Raw genomic sequence first — 16,148 nt, 5'->3', positions numbered from 1 at the left:
GGCTTAACTGCCCAGTTTGTCAATGAGATCACCTAATAAATAATCAATCGTGCTTAACAGCCGCGCGCTGGCGTTATAAGCATTTTGATAGACAATCATGTTCGACATCTCTTCATCCTGCGAAACAGACGAGATCGACTGTCTCTGGCTTTCCGCCTGCTGCAACAATGTATTCTGGGTATCATAATTGCTGCTGGCCGTATTCCCCGCCGTTGAAATCCAGGAAACAACCGCCTGATAAAAACTCGTCACGTTCATTGACAGACCATCGCTGCTAAAAATTTTATTGGTCTTCAAGGCGTTGATTTCGGTGGCGATCGTAGCATCATCCGTTTCACCGGTTGTCCCTGCCGCCAGTTTGTCCACATCGGCGGTTATGACGGAATTGACCTCAATATTTCCTAATTCCAAAGGTTTATTATCATCCGCCGCAACAAACAAAGCCGCGCCGGTATTGCCATCCAGATCCTTACCGGATGCCAATAGGGTATTCACCTTATTAGCAATGGTAGTAACCAAATCATTCAGTCCCTGGCGTAATGAAGCCAGGGAGCTGTTTCCATCGGCAGTAAAGTCATAGGACGCAGAACCGGAAATTGCCGTAAAAGCGCTTTGGTCCGCTTCCTCCATGTTGGCCTTGATGCTGCCGCTGGAAATAGCGGCAGTGCTGCCTAAATCCGACCATACTACCTGTATTGTCGATCCGTCTTCCACCGTTCCCAGGGTGTGGGTGCTGTTTCCCTGAACCAAAGACACCCCGCCGATACTGACATTCAGACTGCCGTCGGACTGCTCGTTGACGGTAATATTGGCCAGAGATGACATCTGATCCAGCAGTTCATCCCGTTGATCCCGCAAGTTGCAGTCTTCGTTGCCGTTGGCTTCTGCTCGGCTGATTTTCTGATTCAGCGCAACCACCTGCTTCGCCAGCTTATTCAGACTGTCGACACCGTCCTTGACCCGGCTGCCGGCATCCTGCTGCATTTCTGTCAGCTGCGTATTCACTTCATTGAAGGTGGTTACCAAAGCGTCGGCGTATTCCAGTACCGATTTGCGGGTACTTTGACTGCCGGGATCCTTCGTTAACTGCTCCCAGCCGTCAAAAAAATCCGTGACCGTCTGCTGCAATCCATTTTCCGAATTGGTGCTGCTGGAACTGCTGCCGTATTCATTCAACAGTTTTTGCGCGTCTTCCAGCAGATTGTTTTTCGTATTGTAATACTCCGTTTGTGCCTTTTCCTGCCGGTACGTCTGATCGAGAAAAACATCCCTTGCCCGGGAAATCTCTTCCAGACCGACACCGGTGCCATAAGAAGTATCCACCCCTGTCGAAACGGTTTTCTCCTCGCTGACGGCCTTCTGCCGGGAATAGCCGGTCGTACTGATATTGGCAAGATTATTGCTGACCACCGACAGACTGGCCTGACTGACATACATACCGGTGGTTGCAATATTATACGTATTAAACGTCGAACTCATAGCCGGTACTCCTTTATCTGTTATTACCGTATCATGTTAATTAGAGTTTCCATCATAGTATCCGAAGTGGTAATTACCTTGCTGTTGGCCTGATAGGCCCGCTCCGTAACCATCATGTCGCTGAACTGCTCCGCCAGGTCCACATTGGATCCTTCCAATGTGCCCGAACTTAACGTGCCGGTGCCGCCGGACCCGGCCTCTACGCCGCCGGTGAAATTACCGGAGTTGGTCGTCGTTTTATATAAATTATTCCCTACTTTTTCCAAACCGGCTGGATTGGTAAAAGCGGCCAGTGCAATCATCGCCAGCGACTGCTTTTTCCCATTGCTGTAAGATCCGGTAATAATGCCGTCACTGCCGATACTCACATCGCTCAACTCACCGGCGGCATAACCGTCGCCACTGGCAGTTACCGAACTGGTGGTGCTGGTAGTATAGGTGGAAAGTGAAGACATATCCAGTTTTACAGAAAACGAGCCGGAACCAACGGAAGCAGCCGGATTTAGAGTGATACTGGGAGTTGTATTATAGTTCGTCGTATCAGTAGTAATCAGCTTGCCGTTACTGTCAAATTCAATATACCCAGAGGCAGGAACGCCTACCGTCAAATCAGAAGAGGAAGGTACTGCCTGCCAGAACCAGGAAGTATTACCGGTTCCGGTTGTGCCGGTGGTGTTACTTGTCCCGGTAGTGCCAACCAAAGCCGCCAAACCGTCATTGCTTCCACCTGACTCAACTGTCACCGTACTGGATGTACCGGTTGATGTTGAAGTAAAGACAAGATGGTTGTTGCTGTCAAGGGCAGCCGTTACTTTTCCGCTTAACGCTGTGGCATTAATAGCACTGTTTACCGCCTTCACCAGATCGCTTGCGCTGCTGTACGTGCTCGCCGCGACGGAAATATCAACACCGGTAGTATCGCCATCCACTTTAAGCTTAATCGTATTGGCAGAACTGCTAACCGTCAGGGCTGTACCCGTAAGAGCCACATTGCCGGTTTCCGTACCGCCGGTACTGGCATCGGTATAGCATTTATACATTTTTACCTGAATATCATGGCTGTTGCCCTCGGAATCATATACCGTCATCGTCGTCGTTGAATCCGCCGTAGTGGGAACCGTGCCGATTGTACTCAGACCCGTTCCGGCGGCGGTTTTTGTCGGGTCCAAATTGCCGGAAAAAGTTTCCGTAGTAGTTGCTTCCGGCGCAATCACCTTTTTATTGCCGTTCACGCTGTCGGAAAACAGATTAAGCGGTTCAACGGTTGTTTGCGTGTCATAGGTAGTCGAGCCGCTGGAATCCGTGCTGTATTTTTCCCAGCCGCAGACTTTCCGTCCGTTAACCGTCAGATTGCCGTTCTTGTCCACACCGAAATTACCCGCCCGGGTAAATTCATAATCGCTGCCGGTGCCGCTCTGGACAATAAAAAAGCCGTCGCCGCCGATGGATACGTCCATCGTGTCGCCTGTCGACTGGGTACTGCCGGTCGTCATATTGGTATCAACCGAGCTTACGCTGACGCCGAGACCAATCTGTTCGGGGTTTGTCCCGCCCCGGTTGGAAGATGTACTGGGACCGGTAGCCGCATTAATCGTTTGGCTGAGAATATCACTGAAAGTCACCCGTTGGCTTTTATAGCCGGCCGTACTGATATTGGAAATATTATTGCCGATTACGTCCAGTTTCGTCTGTTGGGATTTTAGACCGGACACACCGGAATACATTGCTGTTGACATATGCATTTCCCCCTGATTCTATTTCATCGTTCGGTCAGAAATAGGAACAGCCTCCCCAAAGGGGTCCGGCTGATTAAATTCAATTACAGCAGTATTGTTTCTTAAGCCGTAGCAGAGCTTGTCCCGGAACTGGCGGAAGCCACCTGCTGAACGGTGCTGGCCTTTACCGTTTCACCATTTACCGTTATATAAGGAACACTGTCTTTTAGCACTACTGCCGATACCGTGCCGCTGGCTGTTGTGGTAACGCCGGTACTGGAATCGGTGGTCTCATAAGTCACCGTTTTACCAAGCAGACTATAGGCGCTGTTGGCCGCAATGCTGTTGTTCATAGATTGGAGCTGAGATAAGGACTCCACTTGAGCCAGCTGCGCTACATACTCCGTATTGCTCACCGGATCCGTCGGGTCCTGATTCTGCAGTTCACTGGACAAAATTTTCATAAAACTGGCAAAATCGCTCAAATCGCTTTTCCCTTTTGTACTGCTGGTATCCGTATCGGTACTCGTCGGAGTAATCCAATAATCGGAACTGCTGCTCACTGCACTCGTAGACATAAATATTCCTCCCTTAAATCATTTTATTTATAACAAACCGCCTAAACAGCGGCTTATTAACCGCTTTTCCTTCCTGCCGAAAAAAAGGACGAACCCTTTTGCTGCCTGTCCCGGCGTCCTGCCTGGTTCAGCAAAAGGATTCGTCCTTGAAGCTTTGGTATCGCTGCTTCACTGCAATTTGCTCTTCGTTACTCTTACATTGAGATATACTTGTCTTTATCCTCATAAATCTCTCCTCTGGTAATATTGATGTTTTTCGGCGCGTCAATCGCCAGCCGTAAATCTCCCGCATCACTGCGAATAACCTTCACCATAATATCTTTTCCAATCATAATGTACTCTCCCGGTTTTCTCCCTAATACCAACATAATACCTCTCCTCCCTGATAAAAAATAAAAAAGGACAACTCTATTGTCCAACTTTCCTTGCGTCCTGCAGGTTTAGTTCGACCAATCGAATCATCCTTGTCATTATGCTGCTTTCAATATTATTATCGCATTGATTTCTTGGGAATTTCTTTGAAATTTATTTAATTTTAATTAAACTTTTATTAAAATAAAGAATATCATGAAAAATTTTGACGCTTTGCTCTTGCTTGCCATTTCCAGGGGGTTATTTAAAAAGCAAAGGAATTTCCAAGAATAACCGGCTACAATAAATAAATAGGGCAATTCACGGAATGGTATTTCTCTTGGAGTAATAACAGAAAGGTGTTTGGCAATGTTCAAAAAACTGCGACTGAAACTGACAGTCATCAATATGTCTATCATGCTGGCTCTCTTTTTTCTTTTAATTCTGGGAACCTACTACTTTTCGCAAATCAATATGGCAAATCATGCTGATTCTTTAGCGCAAAAAATTATGGAAGACATTCAGGATGGTCGGATCACCGACCTGCCCCAGCGAGAGAATCCCCCTGACGGACTCTCTCCCGTTCCTCCTCCCCCTGCTCCGCCTGGGCCCCTGCCGCTTCCCCGTCCCGAGCGTCCCCCTGGACCCAACTTCTTTTTCGTTGAAACTTCCCCCGACGGTTCCATTACTTTTCATTCCTCCGGTCATTCCCTCCCGGCGGAGCAGCTATCATTGCTGACCCGGGAAACTTTACAAACGAACAGCCCGAAAGGCTCGATTGTATCCAATCAAATCAACTATTCTTTTTATCAATCGCCCCTTAAAAATCAGCCGGGTACACTGCTGCTGTTTCATGATAATTCACAGGAAAAAACGATTCTGCAATTTCAGGCAGCCGCCTTGCTGCTCGTCGGCCTAATCTGTTCCCTGCTGTCCTTTGGCGCCAGCTTCTTTCTGGCCAACCGAGCCATGATTCCTATTCAAAAAGCCTGGCAGCAGCAAAAAGATTTCTTATCCGATGCTTCCCATGAACTGCGTACCCCCCTGGCGGTCATTCAAACCAACCTGGACATCGTCCGGGGAAGTCCGGATGAAACCGTGGCCGATCAGCGCAAATGGCTTGACAACATTCAGGAAGAAACCGTCTGTATGAGCAATCTGGTTAATTCCCTGCTTTTCCTGTCCCGTGCCGATTCTCATCAGCAGAAGCTGATACTGGAACCATTATCAGTGAACCTGGCTATTGCCGAGGCCGCCGCTCCCTTTGAAGCAATGGCTGCGGCAAAAGCTGTGTCCCTGAAACTGCTTGCCGCTTCTCCCTTGGAAAGTTTCGGTGATGCAGCCCGGATTAAGCAGGTAATCAACATATTACTGGACAACGCCATCCGCCATACCCCCTCCGGCGGTCACATCCAAATTTCTCTGCGGCAAAAAGGCAGTCAAAACATAATAACTATAGCCGACTCGGGCGAAGGGATCCCGGCAGAATGTTTGGACAAAATCTTCGACCGCTTCTACCAGGTGGATCAGTCCCGTGCCAAGGGCGGCTCCGGCCTTGGTCTGTCCATCGCCAAATGGATCATCGAAAGCCACGGCGGAACCATCACCGTCGCCAGTACCCTCGGCAAAGGCACCAATTTTACTATAGCGCTGCCAGACAAATAGCCGCATTTTGCCATTGCGAGCGCCAGCGAAGCAATCTCTCTGCTGCTGCCACCTTCACTATCGCGCTGCCGGACAAATCCGCCAAGAAGTCAATCCTAAAACAGCGCAAGGCTCCGCACTTTCATATTGCACGTCTACCACCTCCAATGATAAAATAGACCTAACGGAAAGGACGGTGAAGGCTATGGAAGAACTTTTACAACAGATACTTTCCCGGCTCGACAGCATGGAGAAGGGCCAGCAGCACATGAGCAAGCGCCTGGATACAATTGAACAAGACATGACCACCCGCTTAGCTGCATTTGAACAGGGCATGACCACCCGCTTAACTGCTTTTGAACAGGACATCACCACCCGCTTAGCTACATTCGAACAAGACATGACCACCCGCTTGGCTACATTCGAGCAGGACATGACCAAACGCTTAGCTGCATTCGAACAAGACATGACCAAACGCTTAGCTATAATCGAACAGGACATGGCCAGCAAAATCCAGCAGGATGAAAACAGCCGATTGATTCAGGCTATGCGCCACAACCTGGAAGAAGTCAACGCCCAGCTCCACAGCGTAGGCCATAACCTCGATGTATTGACCGGCAAAGCTGCTGCAAAAGAAGATATTGCTCTGCTGGATTCAAAGTTTGATCTGCTCAATGCCCGGCTATTTAACCATGAAGCGGAATTAAATCGACATATAAAAGTAGCAAAGTAAACTTATCCGGCCATTGCGCCGGATTTTTTTATTACGGGGCGCCTTTGCGCCGCCCCAAGGAAAACTATAATATACCATTGCTTGGTGCACAGGACATTCCTTTACTCGTTTATTCGACAGCAAACGCCGGAGACACACGTCTCCGGCGTTTATTCTATCCCTACCGTTCTATATCCCGTCAGCCGGATTACTTCAGCAGCGAGAGAACCTGCTGCGGCTGTTGGTTGGCCTGAGCCAGCATCGCCTGCGCCGCTTGCTGCAGAACGCTGTTCTTCTGATAGTTGGCCATTTCGGAAGCCATATCCACGTCGCGAATCCGGGATTCGGCTGTCGTCATGTTTTGAGAAGTTGTAGTCAGGTTATTAATGGTATGATCCAGACGGTTTTCATAGGCGCCCAGTTTTGCCCGTTCGGTAGACACTGCACTGGTTGCATTGTCAATGACTGTGATAGCCGATTCCGCACCGGCCTGAGTGCTGACATCGACGGAAGACAGAGCCAGAGACTCAACATTCATTTTATTAATATCTACCGACATGGTCTGGTTCTGGTTGGCACCGATTTGGAAGGTGAGGGACCCGTCATCCCGAATATCGGTAGCAGCCTGAGTTTCCGTGTAAGCGCTCAGATCACTGCCGAAATTAGCAGCCGTTGCCGTCGTATCGGTCGCTGAAGTTTGCGCCGTTAAGGTAAGATCGGAAACGGTATTCGCCGTACCGGCCTGTCCGGTAATCTTGATCTTATTATCTTCAATGGTAACGCTGGAAGAACCGCCGATGGCGTCCTGGATCGAGTCGGCCAGATTTTGCAATGTAGTCGTCGAAGTAACGGCCAATTTAGCTGTTTTTTGTTCTCCGCCTACCAGTACACTGATGTTGATCTGATTGCCTGATTTCAAGCCATAGTTGTTGCCGTCGGAATCCGCCAAAGAAACTAAAGTTTCTCCGGCACCGGTACCGGCAACTGCTGTGGCCGTTCCCACAAGTGCTGTCAACCCGCTATTGGATGTACCAGCCGTGACACTAACAGAACTAGAAGTCCCCGTTAAAGTCGAGGTAAATACAAGATGATCACTACCGTCGACTGATGCTGTAACTTTTCCGTTTAATGAAGAACCATTTATTGCCGTATTTATCGCACTTACTAGATTGCTTGAACTAGTATAAGTAGCCGCTGCTACTGAAATGTCAACCCCCGATGAGGCACCATCCAAAGTAAGGTTAAGGGTATTCGCGGTACTAGCAACGGTAAGTGCACTCGAAAGCGCAACAGACCCAGCAGCCGTACCATGAGTATCTCCCGAAATAGTTGCAGAAGCCGCTTTGCCGGTTGCATAGGTCGGAGATGACATTCCCAGTGTTGCACTTGCATCATTTGTACCTGCCGATACAACTACCGAACTGCTGGTGCCGGTACTGGCGGATACAAAAGATAATGCTCCGCTGGAGGTCACTTCCGCCGTTACTTTACCGGCTAAAGCCGTGTTGTTGCCGATAGCAGTATTTACTGCTGCTGCCAGATCGGATGTGCTGGTATAGCTTCCCGCCGCAATTGTAATGGATTGATCGCCGGCGCCGTCAACATTTAATTTAATCTGATCATTTGTGCCGCTCGTAATGGTAATCGGTGAAGCAGTAGTAGCTGTCAGAGCACTACCAACCGCAGTCCCCTGAGTAGCGGAAGTTTCTAAAGCGGACGAATTCAGCTTCGTGGCAAGAGCCACACTGCTGCCTGCCGCCAGACTGCCGTCCAGCAGATTCTTGGTATTAAACTGGGTAGTGCTGGAAATTCGGTTGATTTCACTTTTTAACTGAGCGACTTCCTTCTGGCAGGCGGTACGGTCGCTGTCGGTGGCGGTGTCATTGGAAGCCTGGACAGCCAGTTCCCGCATCCGCTGGAGGATGCTGGTGGTTTCATTTAAGGCGCCTTCTGCCGTCTGTACCAGGGAAATACCGTCCTGGGAATTACTCTTGGCCTGATCGAGGCCGCGAATCTGGCCCCGCATTTTTTCCGAAATTGCCAGACCGGCCGCATCGTCGGACGCACTGTTGATCCTGAGACCGGAAGACAGCTTCGCCAGCGAGGACTGGGTGGCAGTTTCGTTTTTGCTCAAAGCATTCAAGGTGTTCAGTGATGCAAGATTGTGATTGATAATCATAATAAAAAACCTCCCTGTTTTTGTTACTGTGAACTGCCGTGTTCACAGGATTGCATATCTATAACAAGCCTCATGGCCACTCGGCTTATTATCAAGAATGGAAGCAAAAAGGACGACACCCTTTGCTGCCTGTCCGGCGTCCTGCCGATGGCAACAAAGAATATCGTCCTTGAACTTTCTGCATGATTCGATTCTACTTTCCGTCCCTGTAAAAAAACGAAAAGGACGGCTCAACAGCCCAACTTTTCCCTGCATCCTGCAAGGTACCGTTGGCTCCCGTTGAATCGTCCTTGTATAGTCCATTCGGTTTTTCACTTTATATATCGTAACAGAAAACAAAACACTTAAGTCTTTTTCGCTAAATTTTTATCTTTTTTTCTAATGCCTCTTTCACTCTCCCGATAACCTGCTGCCAATCGCCCCTGGTCTGCTGGCGAAACAAGCGCATTGCCGGATACCAGGGGCTGTCCTCCCGATCCAGCTGCCAGCGCCATTCCGGGGCAAACGGCAGCAGCAGCCAAGTCTCTTTCCCCATAGCTCCCGCCAGATGGGCTGCAGCTGTATCGACTGTGACGACCAGATCCAGATTTTCGATAACTCCTGCTGTTTCGGCAAAATCAGTCAACTCCGGTGAAAGATCAACCGCCTGGCAGGATGCTCCCGCCAAGTCGGCAGCCTTCTCGCCTGCCTGCAGACTGTACCAGCTCACACTCCTATTATCAAATAACCCGGCGAAACTATCGAAGGGAATAGAACGGTTGCCGTCGTTTTGATGCTCCGGATTCCCGGCCCAGACAACGCCAACCCGAAATTTTTCGCCGCCGTCCTTTTGCTGCAGCATATCCCGCCATTTCCGGCTAATCTCCCCGGCAGGCTTTATATAAGGGGTTTCACCGGAAATGGTCTCACCGGTGGTGCCGAAGACCAGCGGCAAACTCAACAGCGGACAGGCAAAATCGTATTCTTCCGGTTCCAGCCTGTCCCTGTCAAGAACGGTAAAAGCCTGATTCTGGTCGGCCAGCAGCCGTACCAGTGATTTCTGTACCAAAACGTTGGTTTCGCCGGCCATTGCCGCCACCTGAGGAGCGTAACGGATAAATTGAATTGTATCTCCCAGTCCCTGCTCACAGAACAGCAGAATTTTCCGGTCCGTCAGGTCTTCCCCCCGCCAGCGGCGAATAGCAGGCTGATAATTGTCAAACACCGCAAACCGGGATTCATATTTTCCCCAACCTTTGTCAAACCTTCCCTGAAGCAGATACAATGTGGAAAAAGCATATTCGGCCTCGGGAAAGTCCGGACGCAATTCAACGGCCCGGCTAAGGCACTCTTCCGCCTCGTCAAACTGCCCTTCATCGGTTAAAATCATCCCCAGGTTGTTGTACGCTTCCGGGAAATCCGCCTTAAATTGAATTGCTTGGCGAAAACAGTCTTCCGCTTCTGCGTAATCATTTTTCTTCTTTAACACGTTGCCCAGGTTATTGTAAGCTTCCGGATAACAGGGACACAGCTCAATTGCCCGGCGAAGCTGCAGTTCCGCTTCCGTCAAGCGGTTTTGATCTTTCAAAGCCGCTCCCAGATTATTATACCCTTCAGCAATGTCAGGATTAATTTGAATGGTTTTGCGGAAACACTCCTCCGCCTTCTCTGCCCGGCCGGTAATCCTAAATAGAACGCCCAGGTTGTTATAAGCCTCCGAATAACGGGGCCGCAGCGCAATCGCCCGGCCATAGGATTGTTCCGCCGCTGCAATCCGACCCGACTTCGCCTGTGTAAACCCCAGATTGTAATAGGCTTCCGGGTAGTCCGGCCGCAGGGCAGCGGCCCGGCAAAGGCAGGTTTCCGCCTCTGCCAGACAATTTTTTTCTCTGAGGACCGTTCCCAGGTTGTTATAGGCTTCCGGATAGTCCGGTCGCAATTCAATCGCCTGACGAAAAGATGCTTCCGCTAGTTCCGGCTGTTTCAGCTTCAGCTGTACCAGCCCCAGATTGTTATACGCCTCCGGATAGTCCGTTCTAAGAGCAATGGCTCGGTTAAAACAGGCTTCCGCCTCAAGCAGACGGCTTGACTGCGCCTGCATAAGCCCTAAATTGTTATAAGCCTCGGGAAAATCAGGCTGGAATTCGATGGCCCGGCGAAAGCAGTCCGCCGCTTCTTGCCGCCGGTCTTCCCCTTTTAAAACCGCCCCCAGATTATTATAGGCATCAGAAAAACCGGAACGCAGCTCAATAGCCCGGCGAAAGGCCGTTTCCGCTTCCGCCGGCTGCTTTTCCAGCATTTGAAGCACTCCAAGATTATAGTAGACATCGGGATCGGGCCGCAGTTCGACAGCCTGGTGAAACAAAGCGATGGCCCGCTTGAAGTTTCCCTGGTTCGCCTGGGATATTCCCTGTTTTACAAAAAGTTCTACCGTCACGCTTCCACTTCCCCGATTTCATTCTTCCCGGTTTCCTGCTGCGGCAAAGCGGTACTTTTCGGCGCATCACGGTTCACAATATTACCCAGAGCAGCAGCAACCCGCTCCAGGACTTCCCGCCAGTCTCCCGCTGTCTGCTGACGAAAAATTCGCACTGTGGGATACCAGGGACTGTCCTCCCGCTGCATCTGCCAGCGCCAGTCGGCGGCAAAAGGCAGGAGGAGCCACGTCTCCTTGCCTAGTCCCCCTGCTAAATGAGCCACTGCCGAATCCACGGTGATAACCAGATCAAGGTTATCGATCAGCCCGGCTGTTTCGGCAAAATCAATCAGTTCCCGGGAATAATCCTTCACCTGACCGACCCCTGTCACATCCCCCGCCCGCTGTCCGGCCTGCAGACTGACCCAATGAATTTGGGTCACAACAAATAACTGGCGAAAAACAGAAAAAGGAATGGAACGGTTCCTGTCGTTATGATGCCTGGGATTCCCGGCCCAGACAACTCCGACGCGAAGCTTCCTGCCGCTGCCGGTTTGGGCGAGAATACCTGACCACTTTTCCGCAGTCTCCGGATCAGCTCGAAGATAGGGCACATTTTGCGGAATCATGGCTTTAAAAGTCCGGGGCAGACTCATGAGCGGACAGGCAAAATCAAATTGTCCCGCCGGGGGCCGTTTCCCCCGCTGTAAGCTAAACCTGCCGGGAGAACTGCTCATTAACCGCTGCAATACCGGCTGCACCCATAAAACAGTTTCCGCGGCCATTTCCGCCACCACTTTGGCGTAGCGGACAAATTGCAGCGTATCGCCAAACCCCTGCTCGTAATACAGAAGTATCCTTTTCCCCGTCAAATCCTCTCCCTGCCACTGGGGAAAAGGCAAGGAATGCCATTTAGGCGACTTCAGCCGCCATTCATACTTTTCCCAGCCCATGGCATATTGCCCCTGGGCTAAATAAATTCTTCCCAGAACACTATGCGCCTGCCAATAGTCGGGCTTTAGTTCCACCGCCCGGCAAAAGCAGGCTTGAGCCTCCGGCATAAGATTTTGCCGCATCAGTAAAAGGCCCAGATTCCGGTAAGCTTCAGCGTAAGCCGGATTCAGGGTAATCGCCCGGCAAAAGCAGACCCGTGCTTCCCCGGATTTACCGCCGGCGGCATATAACGATCCCAGGTTATTATGAAATTCAGGCGAATCCGGCTTATGTTTAATCGCCTGAAAAAAATAAGTCTCGGCCTTTGCCGGCTGTTTCATTTTCAACAGCAGCAGACCCAGATTATTGCAGGCGTTGGCATTATCCGGCCGGGCTTGAACCACCTGGAGCAGCACCTGTGCCGCCTGCTGTAAAGCTTCTCCTGACGCCGAGGCCAGCGCCTGCTTATTTAATAAATGCGCATCCATATTCCTGTCTCCCTTTGAGACTCACATAGCCAGCGCCTGTGAGTCTGCTCAAATCACCTCCATGTATTTCAAGCTGCATCCTGCTTTGACTTTTTCTTATTTATTCGTTCTGCAGTTCATCCAATCCTTCAAACTGCATATTATAATATTTGGCGTAAAGTCCGTTCCGGGACAGGAGTTCTTCGTGAGTCCCCTGTTCCTGAATTCCCTTGTGGTTAATCACGATAATTTCATCGGCATTGCGAATGGTGCTGAGCCGGTGAGCCACCACAATGGTGGTCCGGTTTTGGGAAAGGCGTTCCAGCGATACCTGAATATACCGTTCGCTTTCATTATCCAAGGCGGAAGTAGCTTCATCTAAAATCAGGATTTGAGGATTCTTCAGGAATACGCGGGCAATAGCCAGCCGCTGTTTTTGTCCCCCGGAAAGGCGGGTGCCCCGTTCTCCCACATAACTGTCATAGCCGTCGTCAAGGCTCATAATAAAATCATGGATATTCGCGTTTTTCGCCGCCCCGATAATTTCTTCGTCCGTGGCTTCCGGCTTGCCGTAGGCGATATTGTCCCGCACCGTACCGGCAAACATATATACGTCCTGCTGCACAATGCCGATGGCACTGCGCAGGGATTTTAGGGTAAGACTGCGCACATCTTTGCCGTCAATCATGACAGTTCCCCCGGTCACATCATAAAACCGGGGCAGCAGGGAGCATATGGTGGTCTTGCCGCCGCCGGAAGGGCCCACCAAGGCCACGGTCTTCCCGGCATCAATTGAGATATTAACCCCATCCAGCACCCCCGAATGTTGATCATACCGGAAGGAAACATCCTGATAAACAATATGACCTTTCACTCTTGTCAACGGCACGGCATCCGCTTTTTCCAAAATTTCCGGCGTCGTATTGACGACTTCCAGAAAACGCTTAAAACCGGAATACCCTTTCTGAAACTGCTCTGTGAAATTGATCAGCACATCAATGGGATTCATAAAAATCCCGATATACAAAGCATACACGGCCAAATCGGAGACTTCAAGACTGCCGTTGGCAATGAAATATCCGCCGCTGACCAGGACCGCCGCATACAGCAGTCCCTGAAAGAGACCGTTCCCCGCCTGGAAACTCCCCATAATCCGGTAACTGCCCACCTTCGAATCCAAAAACTCCAGATTGCTGCTGCCGAATTTTTCCCGTTCCAAATCTTCGTTGGCAAAAGACTTCACCACGCGAATGCCGGAAAGGCTGTCCTGCACCTGGGAATTCACCCCGGCAATTTTTTTTCGGTTGTCCATAAAAACGGCTTTCATTTTCCGGTTCTGATGGATGCTGAACAGAATCATGACCAGGGTGACCAGAAACAGAATCAAAGTCATTTTCACATTGAGAAACAATAGCAAAGCAAACGAGCCGATGATCTTCAGCGTACAGATAAAAATATTTTCCGGCCCGTGATGCGCCAGCTCCGAAATATCAAATAAATCGGATACCAGCTTCGACATCATCTCCCCGGTATTGTTCCGATCATAATAGGAAAAGGAAAGCCGCTGGTAGTGATCAAACAAATCCTGGCGCATGTCGCTTTCCATCCGCGCCCCCATAATGTGCCCCCAGGTGGTGATATAATACTGGCATCCATAGCGAATACCGTACATGGCGATCATCCCGGCAGCGACGATCCCCAGTGTCCGAATAATTTCCGCCGCACTATGGGTAAAAACGCCGTGAGTGAGAAAATAAAGGATCTGAGGAAACGCCAGATCCACCAGAGAAACGACGACTGCACAAAACAAATCGGAAAAAAATAACCACCGGTAGGGTCTATAGTATTGAATAAACCTTGTAAAAATGGACATACAAACCTCCGTTTATCATATACCGCGGCACAACGCAGAATAAAAATATAAAACCCGTAACCCCTTCTGCGTACTTCGCGTCTTCGCGGTTCAAAATCCCCGCATTTTTCCAGCAGTAACCTGCCTTAAAAATATCCGGTTATAATAATTTTCGCCGGCAGCGATTTTTTTCCTCCTGACTACACCCTCTTCAGCCTATCCGCCTTACTCCTTCAAAACCACTAAACCGCGGGCGTCCGCAAATTTGTCATTGCGGGCGCCCGCGAAGCAATCTCTCTAAAACCGTTCGCTTCTTAGAACCAGGCATCCTTTAATAGCTTAATTGCTGTCTCCATTTCGCCGGAAGGTATTTTAGAAAAATACAAGATTACCTGGGGCAAATTTTCCGGAACCGCTGCTAAATAATAATTTTGAATGGGAGCGATCCGGCACCCCTGTTCCATTGCCTTTAAAAACATTTCCCGGGGCGACAACGCCGATTTTACGGTTAAAACGATATGAAGCCCCGATCCTGTTCCCTTGACGTCCGCACGGCTGCCAAAAATACGTTTAATGGTCTCCATAAACAACAGCTGCTTTTCACAATATAGTTTACGGAGCCGCCGAATTTGCCGTTCCAGCTGTCCGTCCGCCATATACTGGGCAAGAGCAAGCTGCTCAATCGTTGAAACGGCCTGGTTGTACAATGGGGAATTCTGTTCATAGCGTTCCCTCAGCTGATCGGGAAGCACCATGTAGCTCAACCGTATCGAAGGCGGTATCACCTTGGAAAATGAGCCTAAATAAACTACGCTGCCTTCATTATCGAGCCCCTTCAGCGCAGGGATCGGACGGCCGAAATAGCGGAATTCACTGTCGTAATCGTCCTCAATGATAACGGCGCCTGTTTGCTGTGCCCATTTCAGCAGCCGGGTCCGTTTGCCGATTGGCATAACGTAGCCGGTGGGGAATTGGTGGGAAGGAGTTAAATAAACTAGCTTTACGCCACTGCGGATGAGTTCATCGGTATCAATGCCATCCTGCCTCATTCGTACCGGGACAATGGTAAACCCCCAGTCCGCCCAAACACGACGGCCGTTCGTGAAACCCGGCTCTTCAAAAGCAATGCTGTTATGCTCAACCTGCAGGATACTGCACAGTATATTCAGCAGATTTTGTACTCCCGGACCAACGACGATTTGTTCCCGGTGACAATACACGCCTCTTGACCGGATATAGTTCACTATTTCCCGCCGCAGCTCCTCCTCGCCTTTACTGTTTCCATATCCCATAAGGCGATTTTTGTCTAAAAAAGCCTTGTTAATATAGCGTTTCCATAAGGAAAAATCAAAACCGTCAGAATCCATCTCACCGCTGGCAAAATCGTAGCGTACGTTCCGTTGACCAAAAGGTTCATACTCTTTGGAAACGAGCGCCGTGTACGGTCTAATCGCCGCTTCCTCCAGTTTATTAACTACATAGCGGGACCGGCTGCGACTGCTGACATACCCTTCACTTACAAGCTGCTGGTAGGCTTTCTCAACTGTGATCTTACTGACGGAAAGATTATTGGCAAGCCAGCGAATTGATGGCAATTTGTCGCCAGCGTTACATTTATTTTGCTCTATCTCAGACTTAAAGTGCCGGTAAAGCTGCATATATAAGGGCTCCTTACTGAAAGAATCAAGCAGAATCAATCCCGTCACCATATCCCCTCTCCTTCAAACTGTCCCTATTGAAAATATCTATTCTGTGTATTTTAAAAGTATCAGATTTATTTTATAATACAATTATGTTTTTTACCACAATTTTATTCTTTTCTGTTAGCTCTTAAAGCCTTTGA

The 16,148-nt window shown here is 49.7% G+C and carries 11 protein-coding genes; 2 read left to right on the top strand and 9 right to left on the bottom strand.

The genetic code is table 11. The features are described 5' to 3' along the window. Positions 1-3: 3 nt before the first annotated feature. From flgK to ABFC84_14500, 4 genes are all read right to left on the bottom strand, one after another. Positions 4-1,479, bottom strand: a complete 1,476-nt coding sequence (flgK, locus tag ABFC84_14515) for a flagellar hook-associated protein FlgK (protein MEN6413953.1) — start codon at positions 1,477-1,479, stop codon at positions 4-6. 23 nt (positions 1,480-1,502) lie between these two features. Next, positions 1,503-3,215 carry a flagellar hook-basal body complex protein gene (locus tag ABFC84_14510; GenBank protein MEN6413952.1) on the bottom strand — a complete coding sequence of 571 codons (1,713 nt, stop codon included), beginning with the start codon at positions 3,213-3,215 and terminating at the stop codon, positions 1,503-1,505. A 101-nt stretch (positions 3,216-3,316) separates the two neighbouring features. Then, the gene (locus tag ABFC84_14505) at positions 3,317-3,772 is read right to left on the bottom strand and encodes a flagellar hook capping FlgD N-terminal domain-containing protein (GenBank protein ID MEN6413951.1); all 456 of its coding nucleotides are present in this window, start codon (positions 3,770-3,772) and stop codon (positions 3,317-3,319) included. Positions 3,773-3,966: 194 nt separating this feature from the next. Beyond that, positions 3,967-4,140 (bottom strand): carbon storage regulator, encoded by a 174-nt coding sequence (locus tag ABFC84_14500; GenBank protein MEN6413950.1) that lies wholly within the window; start codon positions 4,138-4,140, stop codon positions 3,967-3,969. Positions 4,141-4,492: 352 nt separating this feature from the next. Between ABFC84_14500 and ABFC84_14495 the strand changes: the two genes are divergently transcribed. Then, the gene (locus ABFC84_14495) at positions 4,493-5,788 is read left to right on the top strand and encodes an ATP-binding protein (protein MEN6413949.1); all 1,296 of its coding nucleotides are present in this window, start codon (positions 4,493-4,495) and stop codon (positions 5,786-5,788) included. Between the two features lie 184 nt (positions 5,789-5,972). Continuing rightward, the gene (locus tag ABFC84_14490) at positions 5,973-6,500 is read left to right on the top strand and encodes a hypothetical protein (protein MEN6413948.1); all 528 of its coding nucleotides are present in this window, start codon (positions 5,973-5,975) and stop codon (positions 6,498-6,500) included. 187 nt (positions 6,501-6,687) lie between these two features. Here the strand turns inward: ABFC84_14490 and ABFC84_14485 are convergent, their stop codons facing one another. The 5 genes from ABFC84_14485 to ABFC84_14465 all read right to left on the bottom strand — a co-directional run bounded on the left by ABFC84_14485 (position 6,688) and on the right by ABFC84_14465 (position 16,011). Then, positions 6,688-8,658, bottom strand: a complete 1,971-nt coding sequence (locus ABFC84_14485) for a flagellin (GenBank protein ID MEN6413947.1) — start codon at positions 8,656-8,658, stop codon at positions 6,688-6,690. Between the two features lie 358 nt (positions 8,659-9,016). After that, positions 9,017-11,074, bottom strand: a complete 2,058-nt coding sequence (locus ABFC84_14480; protein MEN6413946.1) for a tetratricopeptide repeat protein — start codon at positions 11,072-11,074, stop codon at positions 9,017-9,019. Further along, the gene (locus ABFC84_14475; protein ID MEN6413945.1) at positions 11,071-12,474 is read right to left on the bottom strand and encodes a tetratricopeptide repeat-containing glycosyltransferase family protein; all 1,404 of its coding nucleotides are present in this window, start codon (positions 12,472-12,474) and stop codon (positions 11,071-11,073) included. Before ABFC84_14475 ends, ABFC84_14480 begins: the two co-directional genes overlap by 4 nt. Before the next feature lie 100 nt (positions 12,475-12,574). Beyond that, the gene (locus ABFC84_14470; protein ID MEN6413944.1) at positions 12,575-14,326 is read right to left on the bottom strand and encodes an ABC transporter ATP-binding protein; all 1,752 of its coding nucleotides are present in this window, start codon (positions 14,324-14,326) and stop codon (positions 12,575-12,577) included. Between the two features lie 293 nt (positions 14,327-14,619). Beyond that, entirely contained in the window at positions 14,620-16,011 is a 1,392-nt protein-coding gene (locus ABFC84_14465) for a PLP-dependent aminotransferase family protein (GenBank protein MEN6413943.1), read from the bottom strand. Positions 16,012-16,148: the final 137 nt, after the last annotated feature.

The organism is Veillonellales bacterium, assembly GCA_039680175.1.
Taxonomy (GTDB): domain Bacteria; phylum Bacillota; class Negativicutes; order JAAYSF01; family JAAYSF01; genus JBDKTO01.
This window is presented reverse-complemented; position numbering and strand designations above follow the sequence as displayed.